Source organism: Fusobacteriaceae bacterium (genome assembly GCA_031272775.1).
Classification (GTDB): domain Bacteria; phylum Fusobacteriota; class Fusobacteriia; order Fusobacteriales; family Fusobacteriaceae; genus JAISST01.
In genome coordinates, this window is the sequence record JAISTB010000020.1 from 36831 (window position 1) to 53486 (window position 16656).

The window sequence follows — 16656 nt, forward strand, 5'->3', positions numbered from 1 at the left end:
TTTTATTTTGTAATGACGTTGATCCGGTTGTTCAAATCGTCTTTTTCGATCATATTCTTGATGTTGAGGTATTGACCGATCTTCCAGGCGATGTAATAATCCTCGGGATTGTATTCCAGCAGACTTTCATCGACTGATTTTGCATCTGATGAATTCCGGACATTTTTGTATCCCCGGCTTTTGAGCTCTTCGGCGGCTTTTTTGGCGGCGTCCCCTTTGCCGTAGACCGCGATCTCAAAGGAAATCTTTTCCTCTTTGCCCAGGATCACGACGATATTGGCCAGCGTCGGGATGCTGACGTCGTTTTTGATTTTGATGTATTTTTCCGCGAGCTCCATAACGACTTCCTGGGCCTTTTCTTTCGAGATATCCCGCAGGACGACATAGCTTGTGTCCGAGGGCGTGTCGTTATTGGCCGCGTTATATTTCATCTTGAGGTCCGCGGCGATTTTTTCCCCGGTCTTTTTGGCGTAGCCCACCTTGCCGTTGGCGTTCAAAATATCGACAATGATGTTTTCGTTGCTGGCGGCCACGGTCGTGTGCTCGTAATAGAGCTCCTCAAAGAGGTGGGCGAGGCTTGAGGTCAAAATGACGCGCTTGTCGTCTATGGTCGCCTCCGGCGCCATTTTCTGGTTTTTCACGTCGAGCCGGACCTCGCCTTTTTTGATGCGCTTGACTTCGTCGACCCGCTCGGGGAGGACTTTATTGACGGCGTCCAGGACCTGGGCGTCGCTCTGCTTTTCGGCGATTTCTCCGAAAGTTTCGTCTTTGTTGGCGTTGACCGCGAAGGGGATTACGAGGGCCAGCTTGTTTTCATAGACCACGATCAGGTTCTGATTGCCGATCACGAGCTGCTTTTTTGTGGTGTCCAGGATCACGGGCTTCGCGTTTGTCAGTTTGCGAAAGAGAATAAACGCCAAAACGGCGATAATCGCCATGGTAATCAAAATCTGAAAGAGTTTGGAATCCCTTCTGGCGCCGCTCTTCGTTCTTACCATCGTATTTTTGTTTTCTCCTGTTTTAGCCATTTGACGTCAACATCTCCTTTTCAATTGAATGGATCATGACCCGCCGGATCGTGTTGATCTGTGCGGGAGCGGAGCAGCCCTCTCCGATCCGGATCCTTGTCTTCAGATAATTTTCGCTGTAGCCGTAAAGAAAGCCGCCTTTTTCCGCTTCGATCAGCACGGAAAGCGTTCTGCCGACATATTTTTCCCTGGCCGCGGCGGCCAGGCGTTTTTTTCGTTCGCCCAGTATTCTTGCCCGTTCCCGCTTGATCTCGCCCGGCGCCTTGTCGGGAAGGGCGGCGGCCGCCGTATGTTCCCTGTCGGAATAGGGAAACACGTGAAGACCCGCGAAACCGATTCTTTCGATGAGCTCACAGGTGTTTTGGAACATACGGTCCGTCTCTCCCGGAAAGCCCACGATGACGTCTCCGGTAAATTCCATCAGCGGAACCGCCGATTTCAAGGCTGTCAGACCCCGTTCGATGGTCTTTGCGTCATAATGCCGCTTCATATTGCGTAAGACCGTATCGTCGCAGGACTGGAGCGAGACGTGCAAATGCGGCATAAGCGTCTTGTGCCGGAACAGGCGGATAAAGTCGTCGTCGATCTGGTCGGGGTAGACGGAGCCGATCCGGATCCGCTCGATGAGGTTTTCTTCGAGAATTTTTTCCATGGCTGCCGTAAAATTCAGTTTTTCCGGAAGATCAAGGCCGTAGGCCCCGAGATTGATTCCGATCACGATGGCTTCCTTGTAGCCTTCGGCCGCGACGGTCTTGATTTCCTCAAGGACGTGTCGCAGGTCGCGGGAGCGGCTTCTCCCTCTGGCGAAGGGAATTTTGCAGTAGGCGCAGAAATTGTCGCAGCCGTCCTGGATCTTGATGTAAGCCCGGGACATTTCGCGGTAGAGCGCGGGTTCCGATTCCCGGTACCGCCCCCCGGAAAAGACCGGATCCGAAAGAAATCTCGGTTGCGTCGCGGTTTCAGGATTTTCCTCGAGGGCGAGGATCAGCGAAAGGAGATTTTCCTTTCCGCTGTTTCCGACGATATAGTCGATTTCCGTCATGGGGAGCAGGTCTTTGCCGTTGGTCTGGGCATAGCATCCCGTCACGATGAGTTTGCTGTTTTGGTTGGTTTTCTTTGCCCGGCGCAGCATATTGCGGCTTTTCTTGTCGGCAATACTGGTGACCGTGCAGGTGTTGACAATGTAGTAATCCGCTTCCCGGCTGAAGTCCACAATCTCAAAGCCGTGTCTCAGAAGCTGGTTTTTGACGCTTTCGGTTTCATACTGGTTGACTTTGCAGCCCAGCGTATAGAAAGCGGCCCGTTTAGCTGTATACATGAAACAAAATTCCTCCTGTCACAACGGCCGCGGTTTCAGCCCGCAGGATCCTTTTCCCAAGCGTCACGATCCGCGCGCCCTTTTCTTTGAAAAGCGCGATCTCTCCCGGGTCGAAGCCCCCCTCGGGACCGATGACGACCAGAATGGAACCGGGCGTTCCCGGAAAATTCGCGAGGGCTTCTTTGAGGCTCAGGTCCTCTTCGCTTTCATAAGGAACCAAAATGAGATCATAAGCCTCGTAATCAAGGGCTTCCGGCGTTTCGAGGGCCGTGATTCGCACTCTGCGGACGCCCCGGCATTGCTTCAGCGTCTCGTCGGCGATCTTCTGCCATTTGGAGATTTTTTTCGTCCGGGCGTCCTCCCCCTCGAGCCGGACGACGACGCGCCTGGTCAAAAGGGGAATCACTGCCTCAACGCCCAATTCCGCCAGCTTTTGTACCGCAAAACCCATCTTGTCGTGTTTCAACACGCCCAGGGCCATATGGACCCGGATTCCCTGGGCATAGACGTCGGGGCCTGTTTTCTCCACGGTAAGCAAAATCTTTTCCGGCGCCACGGCGGAAACGGCGGTGTAATATTCTTTTTCCCCGTCCACGGCCCGGATCTTATCGCCCGGTACGATCCGGAACACGTCCCGCAGGTGGTGGATATCTCTCTTATCGGTAATCGCTATTTCATTTTCCCCGATGTTCTCTTCCGTGATGACGACGCTGATCAAAGCGCTCACCTATATGATCTCTTCGTTCTGCATAAAATCGTACAACGTCGTCTCCTGCAGAATCTTTTTCATGGCTTTGTCCATCTTGTCCCAGATGCAGTTTGTGTTGCAATTTTCCTCGCAGGCGGTCTTCTTGTCGCTGTCTTCGTTGCAGTCGATGACCCGCCCCTCTTCGTCGAGGATTTGATAAATCTCGTAGAGCGTCACGGCGGCGGGGTCCTTGATCAGCTTGTAGCCGCCGTAGGGGCCCCGTTTGCCCTCCACGATCCCGTCATTTTTCAATTTGAAAAGAATCTGTTCCAGATACTGGGATGATGTGTCCTGAACTTCCGAAATTTCCCTGATCCGAACGAGTCTGCCGTCTTTGGAGTTTTCGGCGATGTAGGCGACGGCCCGCAATCCGTATCTGACTTTCGTACTGATTCTCATGCTGTTCTCCTCTCTGTCCTGTATTCATGGATCAACTGTCGGAATCTCCGAGCAGATTGCCGTAATATCCTCTTTTGAAATGCCTGTAGGCTTTTTCGGTCACGACCCGGCCCCGGTTCGTCCGCTTGAGGTAACCGATCTTGACGAGGTAAGGCTCGTAGACCTCCTCGAGGGTCCTGCGGTCCTCGCCCAGAAGCAGCGACAGCGTCGTTATCCCCACGGGCCCGCCGCCGTAGTTGTCGATAATGGAAATGATGATATCCCGGTCGAGGTCGTCGAGGCCCTTTTCGTCGATTCCCAAAAGCTCCAGGGCCTGCATGGCGCAGTCTCTGTCGATGACGCCGTTTCCCCGGGTTTCGCAGTAATCCCGGACCCGCTTCAGAAGTTTGTTGGCGATACGGGGCGTGCCTCGGCTTCGGCTGGCCAAGACGTCGGCGCCCTCGGTCTCCATGTGGACGCCCAGGATCCGGGCGCCGTTCATGAGGATTGTCCGGATTTCCGCCGTCGTGTAAAATTCCATGCGGTGCGTGACGCCGAATCTGTCCCGCAAAGGGGAGCTCAAAAGGCCCGCCCGGGTCGTCGCCCCGATCAATGTAAAATTGGGGAGTTCAATCCGGACTGATCGCGCGGAAGGCCCCTTGCCGATGATGATATCGAGTTCCTTGTCTTCCATGGCCGGGTAGAGGATTTCCTCCACGGTATTGTTAAGGCGGTGGATTTCATCGATAAATAAAATGTCGTTTTCCTCAAGGGAGGTCAGGATGGCGGCAAGATCGCCCGCCCGCTCGAGAACGGGTCCCGAGGTGATCTTGATGTGAACGCCCATCTCGTTTGCGATGACGCCCGCGAGCGTCGTCTTTCCCAGTCCCGGGGAGCCGTAGAGCAGGATGTGGTCCAGCGTGCTCCCTCTTTTTTTGGCGGCCTCTATGGTGATCAGCATTTTTTCCTTCAGCGTTTCCTGCCCGATGTATTCGTCGAAGGTCTTGGGTCTGAGCGTCGATCTGATCTCGACCTCCAGCGCTTCGTCCTCCTCCTCGTCGGATACGAGACTTTCGATCCGGGCCGCTTTCGTCAGAAGGTCCTTGTCGTCTTTTTTCACGTGTACTCCCTTATACGGGGGCTTACCAGTATATGCTGATCAGGTATTGGAAAAATCCGATCACAGCCCCCAATACGGCGCCGATAAGCTCTATGGATTTCAGTTCCCTGCTGGTCAGCGTCCAGGTCATGGTTTCAAGCTCGTCCAGAGAGAAACTGTCGACATTTTTCGCGATAATGTCCTTGAGGTTGCCGGCGATGTCCACATGGCTCAGCATGGCTTCGATCAGGCTGTCCTTGTGCGAAAGGATCTCGTCGCGGATTTTGATCCGGATTTTTTTCATGACCTCGGGGACCATCAGCGGTTGCAGCATACGAAAATGCCGCGCGAAGATGTCCTTCATCCGCTTGTCCAATATTTCGTCGATCTGACGGGCCATTTCCCGCTCGAGGTCTTTGTCCGCCAGTTTTTCGCGGATATCCTGCGAGGAAATCAGGTTTTTCGCGATGACGTCGCCGATATTTTCCGCCAGTTCCCGCCGGCGTTTGGGGATCAATCCCTGAATCAATCCGAAAAATACGGGTCGGTGGGGGCGGAAGAGCATTTTAACCGCCACATAGTTCGTGAGCCACCCGATGACGGCTCCGATCAATACGATGGAAACGGGTCTGATATAAACTTCCCAGGACATATTTCCTTCTCCGGCGAAACGCTTCATGATTTATTTTATTATACACGAAATATTCGCTTTTCACAAATATTTTTCCGATAAAATTCAAATTTTTCCGCGCGAATGAAGCGGAGGCGGTGTAAAACCGCCTCCTGGGATTTTCGCCTTATTCTTCTTCGCCGCCTGATGTTCCGTATTTGTCCAGCAATTCCTGATTTTCTCTTTTTTCCTCTTCGATTTCGATTTTCTTGATCGAGAGTTTTACGCGCTGCTTTTCTCTGTCAATGTCGACGATCTGAGCCTTGACGGTCTGGCCTTCTTTGAATTTCTCCCGGATGTCTTTGATGAAGTCGCGGGAAACGAGCTGTACGGGGATGAAGCCGTCCACGCCCTTCACGAGGTTGATGAAAAGCCCGAAGTCCATGACGGTCTTGATTTCCTTCTCGACGGTCTGGCCTACTTTCAGCACATCCATGGCCTCTTCCCAGGGACTCTTCGTGAGGTTCTTGATGCTGGCCTTGATTTTCTTGTCGGCAAGGTTGAGCTCCGTGATGACAAATTCCACCTCGTCTCCTTTGGCGAATTTCTTTTTGCTCTCGTCCTGCCACTGATAGTCGGACTGATGAACGAAAACGTCTATGCCGGGCTCGATCTCCGCGAAGAGACCGAAGGGTTTAATGCCGGCCACGCGCCCTTTGAGGACGGTTCCGACTTTATATTTGTCTTCCACCGACAACCAGGGATCGTCGCTGAGCTGCTTGATGCCCAGCTTCAGCCGTCTGCCTGTTCCGTCAAAATCGAGGATCCGCACTTTGACCGCGTCGCCGACTTTGACGTAATCCTCAAGGTTGATCCGCTTTTTGTTCCAGGTGAAGTCCGAAATGTGGACAAGACCCTCCACGCCTTCAATAACCTGCACAAAGACGCCGTAGTGCATGATGCGGGTAACGATCCCGTCGACGTCCTGGCCGACCTCGTAGGTCTCCGCGAACAGCTCCCAGGGATTTTTTTCCGTTTCCCGGATCGAGAGCTTGATGTTCTTTTTCTCGGGATCGAGGGAAAGGATTTTCGCCTGGATCTCATCGCCCGCCTTGTATCGGTCCGAGAGCTTGTCGAGCTTCTTCCAGGAAACTTCCGAGATATGAATAAAGCCGTGAAGCGCCCCGATCGCGACTGAAAGGCCGAAATCAAGCACTTTTGTAATCACACAGCTTACGATGTCGCCGACGGCCAGTTTGGCAAATTCCTCGTCGGTGACCTTGTTCAGGAGATCCTTGCGTGAAAAGGTTACTTTCCGTCCTCTGGGCCCCTTCTGGGCCGTGATGTCTTTCACGATCACATCAAATTCTTTGCCTTCGGCCGCGGCTTCCTCGTCCTTGCCGATGCCCGAGAGCGAATTGGGCAAAAAGCCCTGAATCTCGCCGTGCTGGGCGATATAGCCGCCTTTTACGCGTTTGAGGATCTTTATCACGATGGGATCTTTGGTCTCAAAGGACTTGTCGATGCTCTGGTTGCTCTCCTCCATCAGGATTCTTCTTCTGGAGCCGATCAGGAAATCTCCGTCCTCGGTTTCTCCTATCAGCAGGACTTCCACTTCGTCGCCCTTCTCATAGCCTTCCAGCTCGTCGGCTTTGATCCGGACGCTCGTGCGCTGACCGGGAACATCAAGGTAAACGAAGTTTCTGTCTTTTTGTGAAACGGTTCCCGTTACCCTGATCTTTTGCGTCTCGTCGGTCGGTAAGTAGTCCTGCAGTAATGTTTCAAATTCTTCATAGTTGTCATTTGTGGCCATTCTAAGGTCCCCCTTGATTTTATTTTCTATGCTGACAATAATTTCTTCCGGTGTTGAAGCTCCAGCGGTAATGCCCACCACATCCGGCGGGCGGAACCAGGAGGGCAGGATGTCGCCTTCGTCCTGCACGAAGTAGCTGCGCGGGTTGATCGCCTTGCAGATATCGTACAATTTACGCGTGTTTGAGCTGTTTTTACCGCCTACAACCACCATAATATCGACTTTTCCGGCGAGCTCCTCAGCTGCGACCTGCCTTATTTGTGTTGCCCCACATATTCTATCAAATATTTTGACATTTGGGAAATGATTTTTTAAAAATTTTTCAATTTCCAGAAAATTCTTTTTGTTGAGCGTCGTCTGGGTCAGGACCGCGTATTTTTTCGCGGGATCGAGATCGGCGTTTCTGAGCTCGTCAAGATCCTTGAAAATGTTGATCCGTTCCCCGAAAGAGACAATCCCCGATACCTCGGGGTGATTTTTGTCGCCGATAAACAGGGTGTCATAACCCTGTGACTCCATCTCAATCAGGATATTGCGTACGTTTGAGACAAAACCGCACGTAGTGTCATATATTTTGACTCTGTTTTGCTCCAAAATGTTATAAATTTCTTTTGTGGTCCCGTGGGCCCGGATAATGACCACATCGTCAGGCGCGAGGGTCACGGCCCCCGAGAGGACGTCTTCTTCCTCTATGGTCTTCAGGCCCAGATCCGCCATTTTTTTCACGACGTGCTCGTTATGGACCAGCATGCCCAAGATATAGATATTTTTCCCGCTCCCCTCGTGAGTCACCGCGCCATAGCACTTTTTGATGGCCGTCGCGACCCCGAAGCAGAGCCCCAAATGTTCCGACCTTACGATTTCCATGGATCACCTTCGTCTTTTGCTTTTTTCTACGGTATTCCTACGCGAATCCCTGTACGTCTTTTTTTTCTCTTGGTTACTTTATTAAATGTACGAAGTAAGCGTTTTGCTTCTTTTTCTCTTTGTCGAATCTCACTCCTCGTTGAATTTTTTGACTTCGATCAGATCGGTCAACGCCTCCAGCATGCTTTCCTCGTCGGGCCCGTCGGCGATGAGTTCCAGCTCGCGCCCCTGCTCGGCCGCCAGCAACATGAGTCCCATGATGCTCCTGCCGTTGACTTCCTCGTCCTTGCAGCGGACCTTGATCTCCGACTGGTAGTTCGTGATGAGCTGGACAAAGAGCGACGCGGGCCTTGCGTGCATACCCGCCTTGTTTTGGATCACAACGGTTCTTGTCTTCATCGGAAATCACGACTCCTCCAAAAAGAATCGTTGGCGTTGGGCTCGTGAAAAACATGTTCTGAATCGACACTTTTTGTACAAATATCGTTTTTTGTGAAAAAATTCTTTTTCGACTGCTTTGTTTGTGAAACGATTAAATTTTGCATATTATTTATTATATATCATTTTCCTTTTTTTTTCAATTCTTTTAATCCGGGAAAGAAAAATATTGAATAAAAGAATTTGTTGTGCTACAATCAAAAGGTAAAAATTCAGGGACTTATCCCTGTAACCATAAGGCAGTATACACGCAAAAATATTTTATCATGATGAGAAGGGGGTTATATGATGAACACGATGTTGGACTTGTTTGGCGTGGACTATTTTTCCGAGCTGGAGCTGAAAAGCCGCGTGCCCGGACCTGTTTTCAAGAAATTCAAAGCGGTGCAGGTCGGGAAGGAAGAATTGTCCCTGGAAGTAGCGGATGTAATCGCCAACGCGGTAAAAAACTGGGCCACCGAGAGGGGCGCCACCCATTTTACCCACTGGTTTCAGCCGCTGACGGACCTGACGGCGGAAAAGCATGAATCCTTTGTGACGGCCAATCCCGACGGGACCGTATTGTCCCAGTTTTCCGGAAAAGAAATCATCAAAGGGGAAACGGACGCGTCTTCTTTTCCGAGCGGAGGCCTGCGGGCGACGTTTGAAGCGAGAGGAAACACAATCTGGGATACGAATTCCCCGATGTTTATCCGGGGCGCGGGGACCGCGAGGACCCTTTATATCCCGACGGCCTTTATCGGCTACAACGGCGAGGCCCTCGACAAGAAAGTGCCGCTGTTGAGAGCCGCCCAGGCCCTGAACACGCAGGCGCTCCGGGTGCAGAGACTCCTTGGGGATACGGAAACGAGCCGGGTTGACGTGACGCTGGGTTGCGAGCAGGAATACTTCCTGATCGACAAGGCCTTTTATGACAGACGGCAGGACATCGCTCTGGCAGGTCGGACTTTATTCGGAAGCCTTCCGCCCAAGGGCCAGGAACTGAGCGATCACTATTACGGGACCATCAAGGACAGAGTCAAGACCTTCATGGGCGAACTGGACCAAGAACTCTGGAAGATCGGACTTATCGCCAAGACGGAACACAACGAAGTTGCGCCGAATCAGTTTGAGCTGGCGCTGATGTTTTCCACGGTAAATGTCGCCGTAGACCAGAACCACCTCGTGATGGATACGATCAAGAAAGTCGCCACGAGACACGGTCTGGCCGCCCTTTTGCATGAAAAACCCTTTGAGGAGATCAACGGCTCCGGTAAGCACTGCAACTGGTCGCTGGCCACCGATACAGGCGTGAACCTCCTCGATCCCGATACGCTGACCAAGGACAATCTCCAGTACTTCCTGTACATCACGGCCGTCATCGAAGGCGTGGACCGCTACGCGGACATCCTTAGGAGTACGACCGCCACTCCCGGAAACGACCACAGACTGGGCGGACACGAAGCTCCGCCGGCCATCATTTCCATCTTCCTCGGGGATCCGCTGACGAATCTTCTCGAAAACGTCGAGCATTTCGAAAGCGCCAAGGGCGGAGAGGAAACGATCTCCGTGGGCGCGCTGATTCCCAAATTCGAAAAGAACTTCTCCGACAGAAACCGGACGTCCCCCTTCGCCTATACCGGCAACAAGTTTGAGTTCAGAATGCCCGGTTCCAGCGCGGCCGTATCGACCCCGATGTTTGTCATCGCGACCATCGTGGCCGACATCCTCAAAGAATACGCCGACATCCTCGAGAAGGTAAAGGGACCCATCAAACCCGCCATCATCAAGCTCGTCAAAGAACATTACGCGAAACACAAGAGAATCGTCTTCAACGGCAACGGCTACGACGAGGCTTGGGTCAAGGAAGCGAAGAAACGCAAGCTGTCCAACCTGGCCAATACCGTGGAGGCCCTCCCCGTATACACGAGAAAGGACACCGTGGAGCTTTTCGAGCGGCACAAGGTCCTGACCGGCGCTGAGCTCAAATCCCGTTACGAAGTCTATGTGGAACGCTATGACAAACAGTCCAACATCGATCTTTCCATCGCGATCCGCATGGCGAAAAACGAGATCTATCCCTCGGTCGTAAAATATGTGACGAAGATTTCCAAGATGATCGTCACGGTAGCCCAGGCCCTGGGAGACGCGAAATACCTGAAATATGACAAGGAGCACCTCGAAAAAGTCCTGAAGCTTAAGACGGCGCTCAAGGACACGATCAGCGACCTGAGCAAGGGACTCGAAAAGGCCGACGGCACCGAGGACACCTACAAACGGGCCCTCGTGTACCGGGACGAGCTGTTCCCCATTTACGACAAGATGCGCGGCATCGTGGATCAGCTGGAGCTTCTGGTGGACAAGAGCGACTGGTCCATCCCCACTTACTACGATCTGTTGTTCAAGCTGTAAGAAATTCCGGAAAAAAGGGAGAAAAGAAGGGGCCGTCCGGCGGGGCGGCCTTTTTTTTGAAAAAAGTGGAAAAAATCGAAAAAATGCTTTCATTTTTATGAATAATGTGCTATACTATTAAAGTTCGCTGAGCAAAGCGGGCTTTGCTTTGCATGGCATATATTAGTGAAGGAGGTGCGAAAGTTCGTGGCGTCTGATAAAATAAGAATTTACTTGAAGGCTTACGATCATTTCCTCTTGGACGAATCCGCAAAGAAGATTGCTGAAGTGGCAAAAAAATCGGGGGCTGATATCGCGGGACCCATGCCCTTGCCGACAAACATCAAAAAGTACACGGTGTTGCGGTCTGTTCATGTGAACAAGGATTCCCGGGAGCAGTTCGAAATGCGTATTCACAGAAGAATGATCGAGATCAACAATTCCACACAGAAGACAATACCATCATTAATGGCAGTTAACTTACCAGCCGGTGTTGGAATAGAAATCAAGCAAATCTGATTTTGCCTGATTTTTCAGGAAAACATCTTTTGGACGGAATTCTTAAGAGAATTTTTGGAGACACGATGAGAAATCATTGGAAACAATGATCTGATGATTCTTACAGAATAATACAAGTTGATGCTTTTTTTAAAGCCGGTGGGGAGAACCACCAGGCGGCGTTGTCAACCAATATATTATTTGATGGAGGTAAATGAAAGATATGACAGGAATTTTAGCGAAAAAAATCGGTATGACACAGATATTCGAAAACGGAAAGCTTGTTCCGGTTACGGTCGTAGAGGCGGGACCCAACTACATCCTGCAGAAAAAGACCGTGGAATCGGACGGCTATACGGCGATCCAGCTGGGTTTTGACGAAAAAAAGGAAAAAAACACGACAAAACCGATTCTGGGAATCTTTAAAAAGGCCGGGGTCAAGCCCCAGCGCTTTGTAAGAGAAATGCGGGTGGATTCTGTGGACGGCTTCGAACTGGGACAGGAGATCAAGGCGGATGTCTTTACGGGCGTCGAGTATGTTGACGTTGTCGGGACTTCCAAAGGTAAGGGAACCTCGGGCGTCATGAAGCGCCACGGCTTTTCCGGAAACCGGGCGTCCCACGGCGTATCCCTCAATCACAGACTGGGCGGATCCATCGGTATGTCTTCGACGCCGAGCGAGGTGCTCAAAGGAAAACGCATGGCCGGCCGGCACGGAAACGCGACGGTGACGGTGCAGAACCTCAAGATCGTCAAGATCGACGCGGACAACAACCTGATCCTGTTGAAGGGAGCGGTACCCGGCTCCAAAAACGGATATATCGTATTGAAACCCGCAGTGAAAAAAATCGGTCAGCAGGGGTAAAGGAGGAAAATAATGGCAGTGTTAACGATATATAATATCGCCGGGGAACAGACCGGCACGGTGGAAGCGAAAGACACGGTATTCGGGATTACGCCCAACAAGTCGGTGCTGCATGAGGTGCTCGTAGCGGAACTGGCGGCCTCGAGATCCGCCACGGCCTCTACGAAGACGAGAGGCGAAGTTAGAGGCGGCGGCAGAAAGCCCTTCAAGCAGAAAGGCACGGGTCGCGCCCGGCAGGGAACGATCAGGGCGCCGCACATGGTAGGCGGCGGCGTTGTCTTCGGACCCAACGGCCGGATCTATGAAAAGAAAGTCAACAAAAAAGTAAGACGCCTGGCGCTGGTTTCGGCCCTGTCGGAAAAGGCGGCCAACAATCAGATCGTGGTTTTGGACGGATCCGTCGAGACCCCGAAAACCAAGACCATCATCAATCTGACGAAGAAACTGGACGCGCCCACAAAGCAGCTTTTCGTTGTGGACGACCTGGCGGAGGACAAGGACTACAAACTCTACATGTCCGCCCGGAACCTGGAAAACGCCGTCGTGCTGCAACCCAACGAACTGGGCGTGTACTGGCTGTTGAAACAGGACAAGGTCATCATGACGAAAGAGGCGCTCGCGACGTTAGAGGAGGTGCTCGGATAACCATGACAGCTTATGATATCATCAAAAAACCCGTAGTAACGGAAAAGAGCGACATGCTCAAAAGAGAATACAACAAGTATACATTTGAAGTGAACACCAAGGCAAACAAAATCGAGATCAAGAAAGCGGTCGAGGAGATCTTCAAAGTGAAAGTCGTATCCGTGGCGACGACGACGAAAAAGCCCGTCACCAAGCGGCACGGCATGAAACTCTACAAGACGTCTCCGATCAAGAAGGCCATCGTGAAGCTGGCCGACGGCAACAGCATCGAGGCGCTCAAATAGACAGGGGCCCGCAAAGGCCGAATATAGGTCGACAAAATTGGAGGTAAAAAAGTAAAATGGCAATCAGAAAAATGAAACCCATGACCAACGGGACAAGAGGCATGTCAAGGCTGGTCAACCGGGAATTAGACGACGTAAGACCTGAGAAAACCCTGACGGTCCCCTTGAAATCTTCCTGGGGAAGAGACAATTACGGACACCGGACCACAAGAGACAGACAGAAAGGACACAAGAGATTATACCGGATCATCGATTTCAAAAGAAACAAGTTCGATATCCCCGCCAAAGTGGCGACCATTGAATATGATCCCAACAGAACGGCGAATATCGCCCTCCTGCATTACGCCGACGGGGAAAAGCGCTACATTCTGGCCCCCAAGGGTCTGAAGCAGGGCGACACGGTACTCTCCGGCACAAAAGCGGAAATCAAACCCGGAAACGCCCTCAAGATCAAAGATATGCCCGTGGGCGTACAGATCCACAATCTGGAGCTGCAGAAAGGCAAAGGCGGCCAGCTGGTAAGATCGGCGGGCGTCGCGGCCCGGCTTGTGGCCAAAGACGGGACCTACTGCCATGTGGAGCTTCCTTCGGGAGAGCTCAGGCTCATTCACGGCGAGTGCATGGCCACCATCGGCGAAGTCGGAAACTCGGAGCACAGCCTCGTGGAAATCGGAAAAGCCGGCCGGAACAGACATATGGGCAGACGTCCCCATGTCAGAGGCGCGGTCATGAATCCCGTGGATCATCCGCACGGCGGCGGCGAGGGCAAGAATCCCGTCGGGAGAAAATCCCCGCTGACCCCCTGGGGCAAACCGGCCCATGGCGTGAAGACCAGAGGCAAGAAGACAACTGACAAATTCATCGTCAGAAGAAAGAACGAGAAATAAGACAAGGAGGACGTATAGAGAATGGCGAGATCATTAAAGAAAGGACCCTTCTGTGATCATCATCTCATGAAAAAAGTGGAAGACGCGGTCGCGGCCCAGAACACCAAGGCAGTGATCAAAACCTGGTCGAGACGCTCGACCATATTCCCCAATTTCATCGGGCTGACCTTCGGGGTATATAACGGAAAGAAGCATATTCCGGTGCATGTGACCGAGCAGATGGTCGGACATAAGCTGGGGGAATTCGCCCCGACGCGTACCTACAGAGGCCACGGAGCGGCAAAAGACGCCAAGAGCGACAAGAAACCGCAGCAGGCGCAGTAACAAGCAAATGATTGACAGAATGTAAGGAGGTTTTGCGAGTGGAAGCAAAAGCAATCACCAAGTATGTCAGAATGTCTCCCCAGAAAGCGCGTCTTGTCGCGGATCTGGTCAGGGGCAAGGAAGTTTTGAAGGCCCTGGACATACTGGAATTCACCAATAAAAAGGCGGCAAAGATCATCAAGAAAACCTTGAACTCCGCCATGCACAACGCGACAAACAACTTCAAAATGAACGAGGACAAGCTTGTGGTATCAGAAATCCTCATCAATCAGGGTCCGGTCCTGAAGCGCCTGATGCCCAGAGCCCAGGGCAGAGCGGACATCCAGCGCAAACCCACGGCCCATGTGACCGTAGTGGTGGCGGAAGTCGAAAAAGAAGCGGAAAAGAAAGCGGAACCCGGGACCGAAGTGAAAGCTGCGGACAAAAAGAAAGCCGAAGCGAAGACGGACGAAGTGAAGGCATAAGGAGGTAAGAATCTAAGTGGGACAAAAAGTAGACCCTCGCGTACTGAGACTGGGCATCACAAGGACCTGGGACTCCAACTGGTACGCGGATAAAAAAGAATACGCGAAATTCTTTCATGAAGATATCAAAATCAGAGAATGCGTGAAAAAAGATTATTATCACGCGGGCATTTCCAAAATCAAGACCGAGCGGACATCCCCCTCGAGCGTCGTCGTGATCATTTACACGGCCAAGGCCGGGATCATCATCGGCAGAAAGGGCGCGGAGATCGACAGCCTCCGGGTAAAGCTCGAACAGCTGACGAAAAAGAAAGTGACCGTAAAGGTCCAGGAAGTCAAAGATTTCAGTAAAGACGCCCTTTTGGTCGCCGAAGGCATCGCCGCCTCCATCGAGAAGCGCATCGCCTACAAGAGAGCCGTGAACCAGGCCATTATGCGGGCCATGAAAGCGGGCGCCAAGGGAATCAAAGTCAAGGTCGGCGGAAGACTCAACGGCGCGGAAATCGCCCGTGAGGAATGGTCCGTGGAAGGCAGCGTGCCCCTCCATACCTTGAGAGCCGATATTGACTACGCGGTCACCACGGCCCACACAACCTACGGGGCCCTGGGGATCAAAGTCTGGGTGTTCAACGGCGAGGTACTTCCCGCCAAAGTCTCCGATGAAGCGGACGACGCGAAGGCCCAGAAAGAAGGAGGTAAGGATTGACATGTTGATGCCGAAAAGAACAAAGCACAGAAAAATGTTCCGGGGCAGAATGACCGGCAAGGCCCAGCGGGGCAACACGGTCACATTCGGTGAATTCGGCCTGCAGGCGTTGGAACCCTCCTGGATCTCCAACAAACAGATCGAGGCCTGCCGTGTGGTGATCAACCGGACATTCAAGAGAGAAGGAAAAGTCTATATCCGGATATTCCCCGACAAACCCATTACCGCGAGACCCGCCGGGGTCCGGATGGGAAAGGGAAAAGGAAACGTCGAAGGCTGGGTATGCGTAGTACGGCCCGGCAGAGTGATGTTTGAAGTATCCGGCGTCAGCGAGGCCGTGGCCGTGCAGGCGTTCCGGAAAGCTTCCATGAAACTCCCGATCAGCTGCAAAGTGATCAAACGGGAGGCGCAGCCGCAGGCGGCGCAAATCGCAGAAAATGGTGGTGAGAACTGATGAGAGCCAGCGAAGTCAGAGAAAAAACAACGGAAGACTTGGTCGTAAAAAGCAAAGAATTGAAAGAGGAATTGTTCAACTTGAAGTTCCAGCTTTCATTGGGTCAACTGACAAATACAGCGAAAATCAGACAGATCCGCAGAGAAATCGCCAGAATCAACACGGTTCTGGGGGAAAGATGAGCAAGGAGGCCCTATTTTGAGAAACGATAGAAAAGTCAGAGAAGGCGTCGTAGTTTCGGACAAAATGGAAAAGACCATCGTAGTTTCCATCGAAACCATGATTTTGCACCCGATCTACAAAAAAAGAGTCAAAAAGACAACGAAATTCAAGGCCCACGACGAGAACAACACGGCCAAACCCGGCGACAAGGTCCGGATCATGGAAACCCGCCCCCTGAGCAAGGACAAAAGATGGCGGCTCGTGGAGATTCTGGAAAAGGCGAAATAAATCTTATTGTTGAGTAGATAAACGAAGGAGGAAAAATGGTACAACAGCAGACGATTCTCAATGTTGCCGACAACTCCGGGGCAAAAAAGATGATGATCATCCGCGTACTGGGCGGATCGAAGAAGCGCTTTGGAAAGATCAGCGACATCGTCATCGCAAGCGTGAAGGAAGCCATCCCCGGCGGAAACGTGAAAAAGGGAGAAATCGTGAGGGCGGTCATCGTCCGGACCCGGAAGGAACTGAGAAGGGACGACGGATCGTATATCAAATTTGACGATAACGCGGGGGTAATCATCAACCCCAACAACGAACCGAGGGCGACAAGAATCTTCGGGCCCGTGGCGAGAGAACTGAGAGGAAAGAACTTTACGAAGATCCTGTCCCTCGCGCCGGAAGTTATTTAAGAGGAG

The 16656-nt window shown here is 52.1% G+C and carries 20 protein-coding genes and 1 pseudogene; 13 read left to right on the forward strand and 8 right to left on the reverse strand.

All coding sequences use genetic code 11. The features are described 5' to 3' along the window. Positions 1-2 precede the first annotated feature (2 nt). From LBQ97_05355 to LBQ97_05390, 8 genes are all read right to left on the reverse strand, one after another. Positions 3-1028: a LytR family transcriptional regulator gene (locus tag LBQ97_05355; protein ID MDR1832146.1), complete on the reverse strand. Its 1026-nt coding sequence runs from the start codon at positions 1026-1028 to the stop codon at positions 3-5. Continuing rightward, positions 1021-2346, reverse strand: coding sequence for a tRNA (N(6)-L-threonylcarbamoyladenosine(37)-C(2))-methylthiotransferase MtaB (gene mtaB / locus LBQ97_05360; GenBank protein ID MDR1832147.1), 1326 nt, complete (start codon positions 2344-2346; stop codon positions 1021-1023). Before mtaB ends, LBQ97_05355 begins: the two co-directional genes overlap by 8 nt. After that, the gene (locus tag LBQ97_05365) at positions 2333-3073 is read right to left on the reverse strand and encodes a 16S rRNA (uracil(1498)-N(3))-methyltransferase (protein MDR1832148.1); all 741 of its coding nucleotides are present in this window, start codon (positions 3071-3073) and stop codon (positions 2333-2335) included. The genes mtaB and LBQ97_05365 overlap by 14 nt, the downstream gene beginning before the upstream one ends. After that, complete coding sequence (locus tag LBQ97_05370; protein ID MDR1832149.1) at positions 3074-3493, reverse strand: Rrf2 family transcriptional regulator; 420 nt, start codon at positions 3491-3493, stop codon at positions 3074-3076. It abuts the gene before it with no gap. Between the two features lie 31 nt (positions 3494-3524). Beyond that, positions 3525-4550 (reverse strand): Holliday junction branch migration DNA helicase RuvB, encoded by a 1026-nt coding sequence (gene ruvB / locus LBQ97_05375; protein ID MDR1832150.1) that lies wholly within the window; start codon positions 4548-4550, stop codon positions 3525-3527. Between the two features lie 64 nt (positions 4551-4614). Next, a complete protein-coding gene (locus LBQ97_05380) occupies positions 4615-5250 on the reverse strand; it encodes a DUF445 family protein (GenBank protein MDR1832151.1) in 636 nt (211 codons plus the stop codon). 118 nt (positions 5251-5368) lie between these two features. Then, positions 5369-7861, reverse strand: a complete 2493-nt coding sequence (gene ispH / locus LBQ97_05385) for a 4-hydroxy-3-methylbut-2-enyl diphosphate reductase (GenBank protein ID MDR1832152.1) — start codon at positions 7859-7861, stop codon at positions 5369-5371. Between the two features lie 129 nt (positions 7862-7990). After that, positions 7991-8260 (reverse strand): HPr family phosphocarrier protein, encoded by a 270-nt coding sequence (locus LBQ97_05390; protein MDR1832153.1) that lies wholly within the window; start codon positions 8258-8260, stop codon positions 7991-7993. Between the two features lie 327 nt (positions 8261-8587). On the opposite strand from LBQ97_05390, the gene LBQ97_05395 reads away from it, so the two are divergent. The 13 genes and pseudogenes from LBQ97_05395 (at position 8588) to rplN (ending at position 16650) form a co-directional block, all read left to right on the forward strand. Then, positions 8588-10690: a glutamine synthetase III gene (locus tag LBQ97_05395; GenBank protein ID MDR1832154.1), complete on the forward strand. Its 2103-nt coding sequence runs from the start codon at positions 8588-8590 to the stop codon at positions 10688-10690. 186 nt (positions 10691-10876) lie between these two features. Next, complete coding sequence (gene rpsJ, locus LBQ97_05400) at positions 10877-11188, forward strand: 30S ribosomal protein S10 (GenBank protein MDR1832155.1); 312 nt, start codon at positions 10877-10879, stop codon at positions 11186-11188. Positions 11189-11390: 202 nt separating this feature from the next. Then, positions 11391-12032 (forward strand): 50S ribosomal protein L3, encoded by a 642-nt coding sequence (gene rplC / locus LBQ97_05405; GenBank protein ID MDR1832156.1) that lies wholly within the window; start codon positions 11391-11393, stop codon positions 12030-12032. Positions 12033-12044: 12 nt separating this feature from the next. Then, the gene (rplD, locus tag LBQ97_05410) at positions 12045-12677 is read left to right on the forward strand and encodes a 50S ribosomal protein L4 (GenBank protein MDR1832157.1); all 633 of its coding nucleotides are present in this window, start codon (positions 12045-12047) and stop codon (positions 12675-12677) included. Positions 12678-12679: 2 nt separating this feature from the next. Continuing rightward, the gene (gene rplW / locus LBQ97_05415; GenBank protein MDR1832158.1) at positions 12680-12961 is read left to right on the forward strand and encodes a 50S ribosomal protein L23; all 282 of its coding nucleotides are present in this window, start codon (positions 12680-12682) and stop codon (positions 12959-12961) included. A 56-nt stretch (positions 12962-13017) separates the two neighbouring features. Further along, positions 13018-13848: a 50S ribosomal protein L2 gene (gene rplB, locus LBQ97_05420; protein ID MDR1832159.1), complete on the forward strand. Its 831-nt coding sequence runs from the start codon at positions 13018-13020 to the stop codon at positions 13846-13848. Positions 13849-13869: 21 nt separating this feature from the next. Next, positions 13870-14172, forward strand: a complete 303-nt coding sequence (gene rpsS / locus LBQ97_05425; protein ID MDR1832160.1) for a 30S ribosomal protein S19 — start codon at positions 13870-13872, stop codon at positions 14170-14172. A 38-nt stretch (positions 14173-14210) separates the two neighbouring features. Further along, positions 14211-14558: pseudogene (gene rplV / locus LBQ97_05430) on the forward strand (50S ribosomal protein L22). A gap of 94 nt (positions 14559-14652) precedes the next feature. Next, positions 14653-15342, forward strand: coding sequence for a 30S ribosomal protein S3 (gene rpsC, locus LBQ97_05435; GenBank protein MDR1832161.1), 690 nt, complete (start codon positions 14653-14655; stop codon positions 15340-15342). A gap of 1 nt (position 15343) precedes the next feature. After that, positions 15344-15796, forward strand: a complete 453-nt coding sequence (rplP, locus tag LBQ97_05440; GenBank protein MDR1832162.1) for a 50S ribosomal protein L16 — start codon at positions 15344-15346, stop codon at positions 15794-15796. Continuing rightward, positions 15796-15978, forward strand: a complete 183-nt coding sequence (gene rpmC / locus LBQ97_05445; GenBank protein MDR1832163.1) for a 50S ribosomal protein L29 — start codon at positions 15796-15798, stop codon at positions 15976-15978. Before rplP ends, rpmC begins: the two co-directional genes overlap by 1 nt. A gap of 16 nt (positions 15979-15994) precedes the next feature. Beyond that, entirely contained in the window at positions 15995-16246 is a 252-nt protein-coding gene (rpsQ, locus tag LBQ97_05450; GenBank protein MDR1832164.1) for a 30S ribosomal protein S17, read from the forward strand. A gap of 35 nt (positions 16247-16281) precedes the next feature. Beyond that, entirely contained in the window at positions 16282-16650 is a 369-nt protein-coding gene (gene rplN / locus LBQ97_05455) for a 50S ribosomal protein L14 (protein MDR1832165.1), read from the forward strand. The last annotated feature ends 6 nt before the right edge of the window (positions 16651-16656 follow it).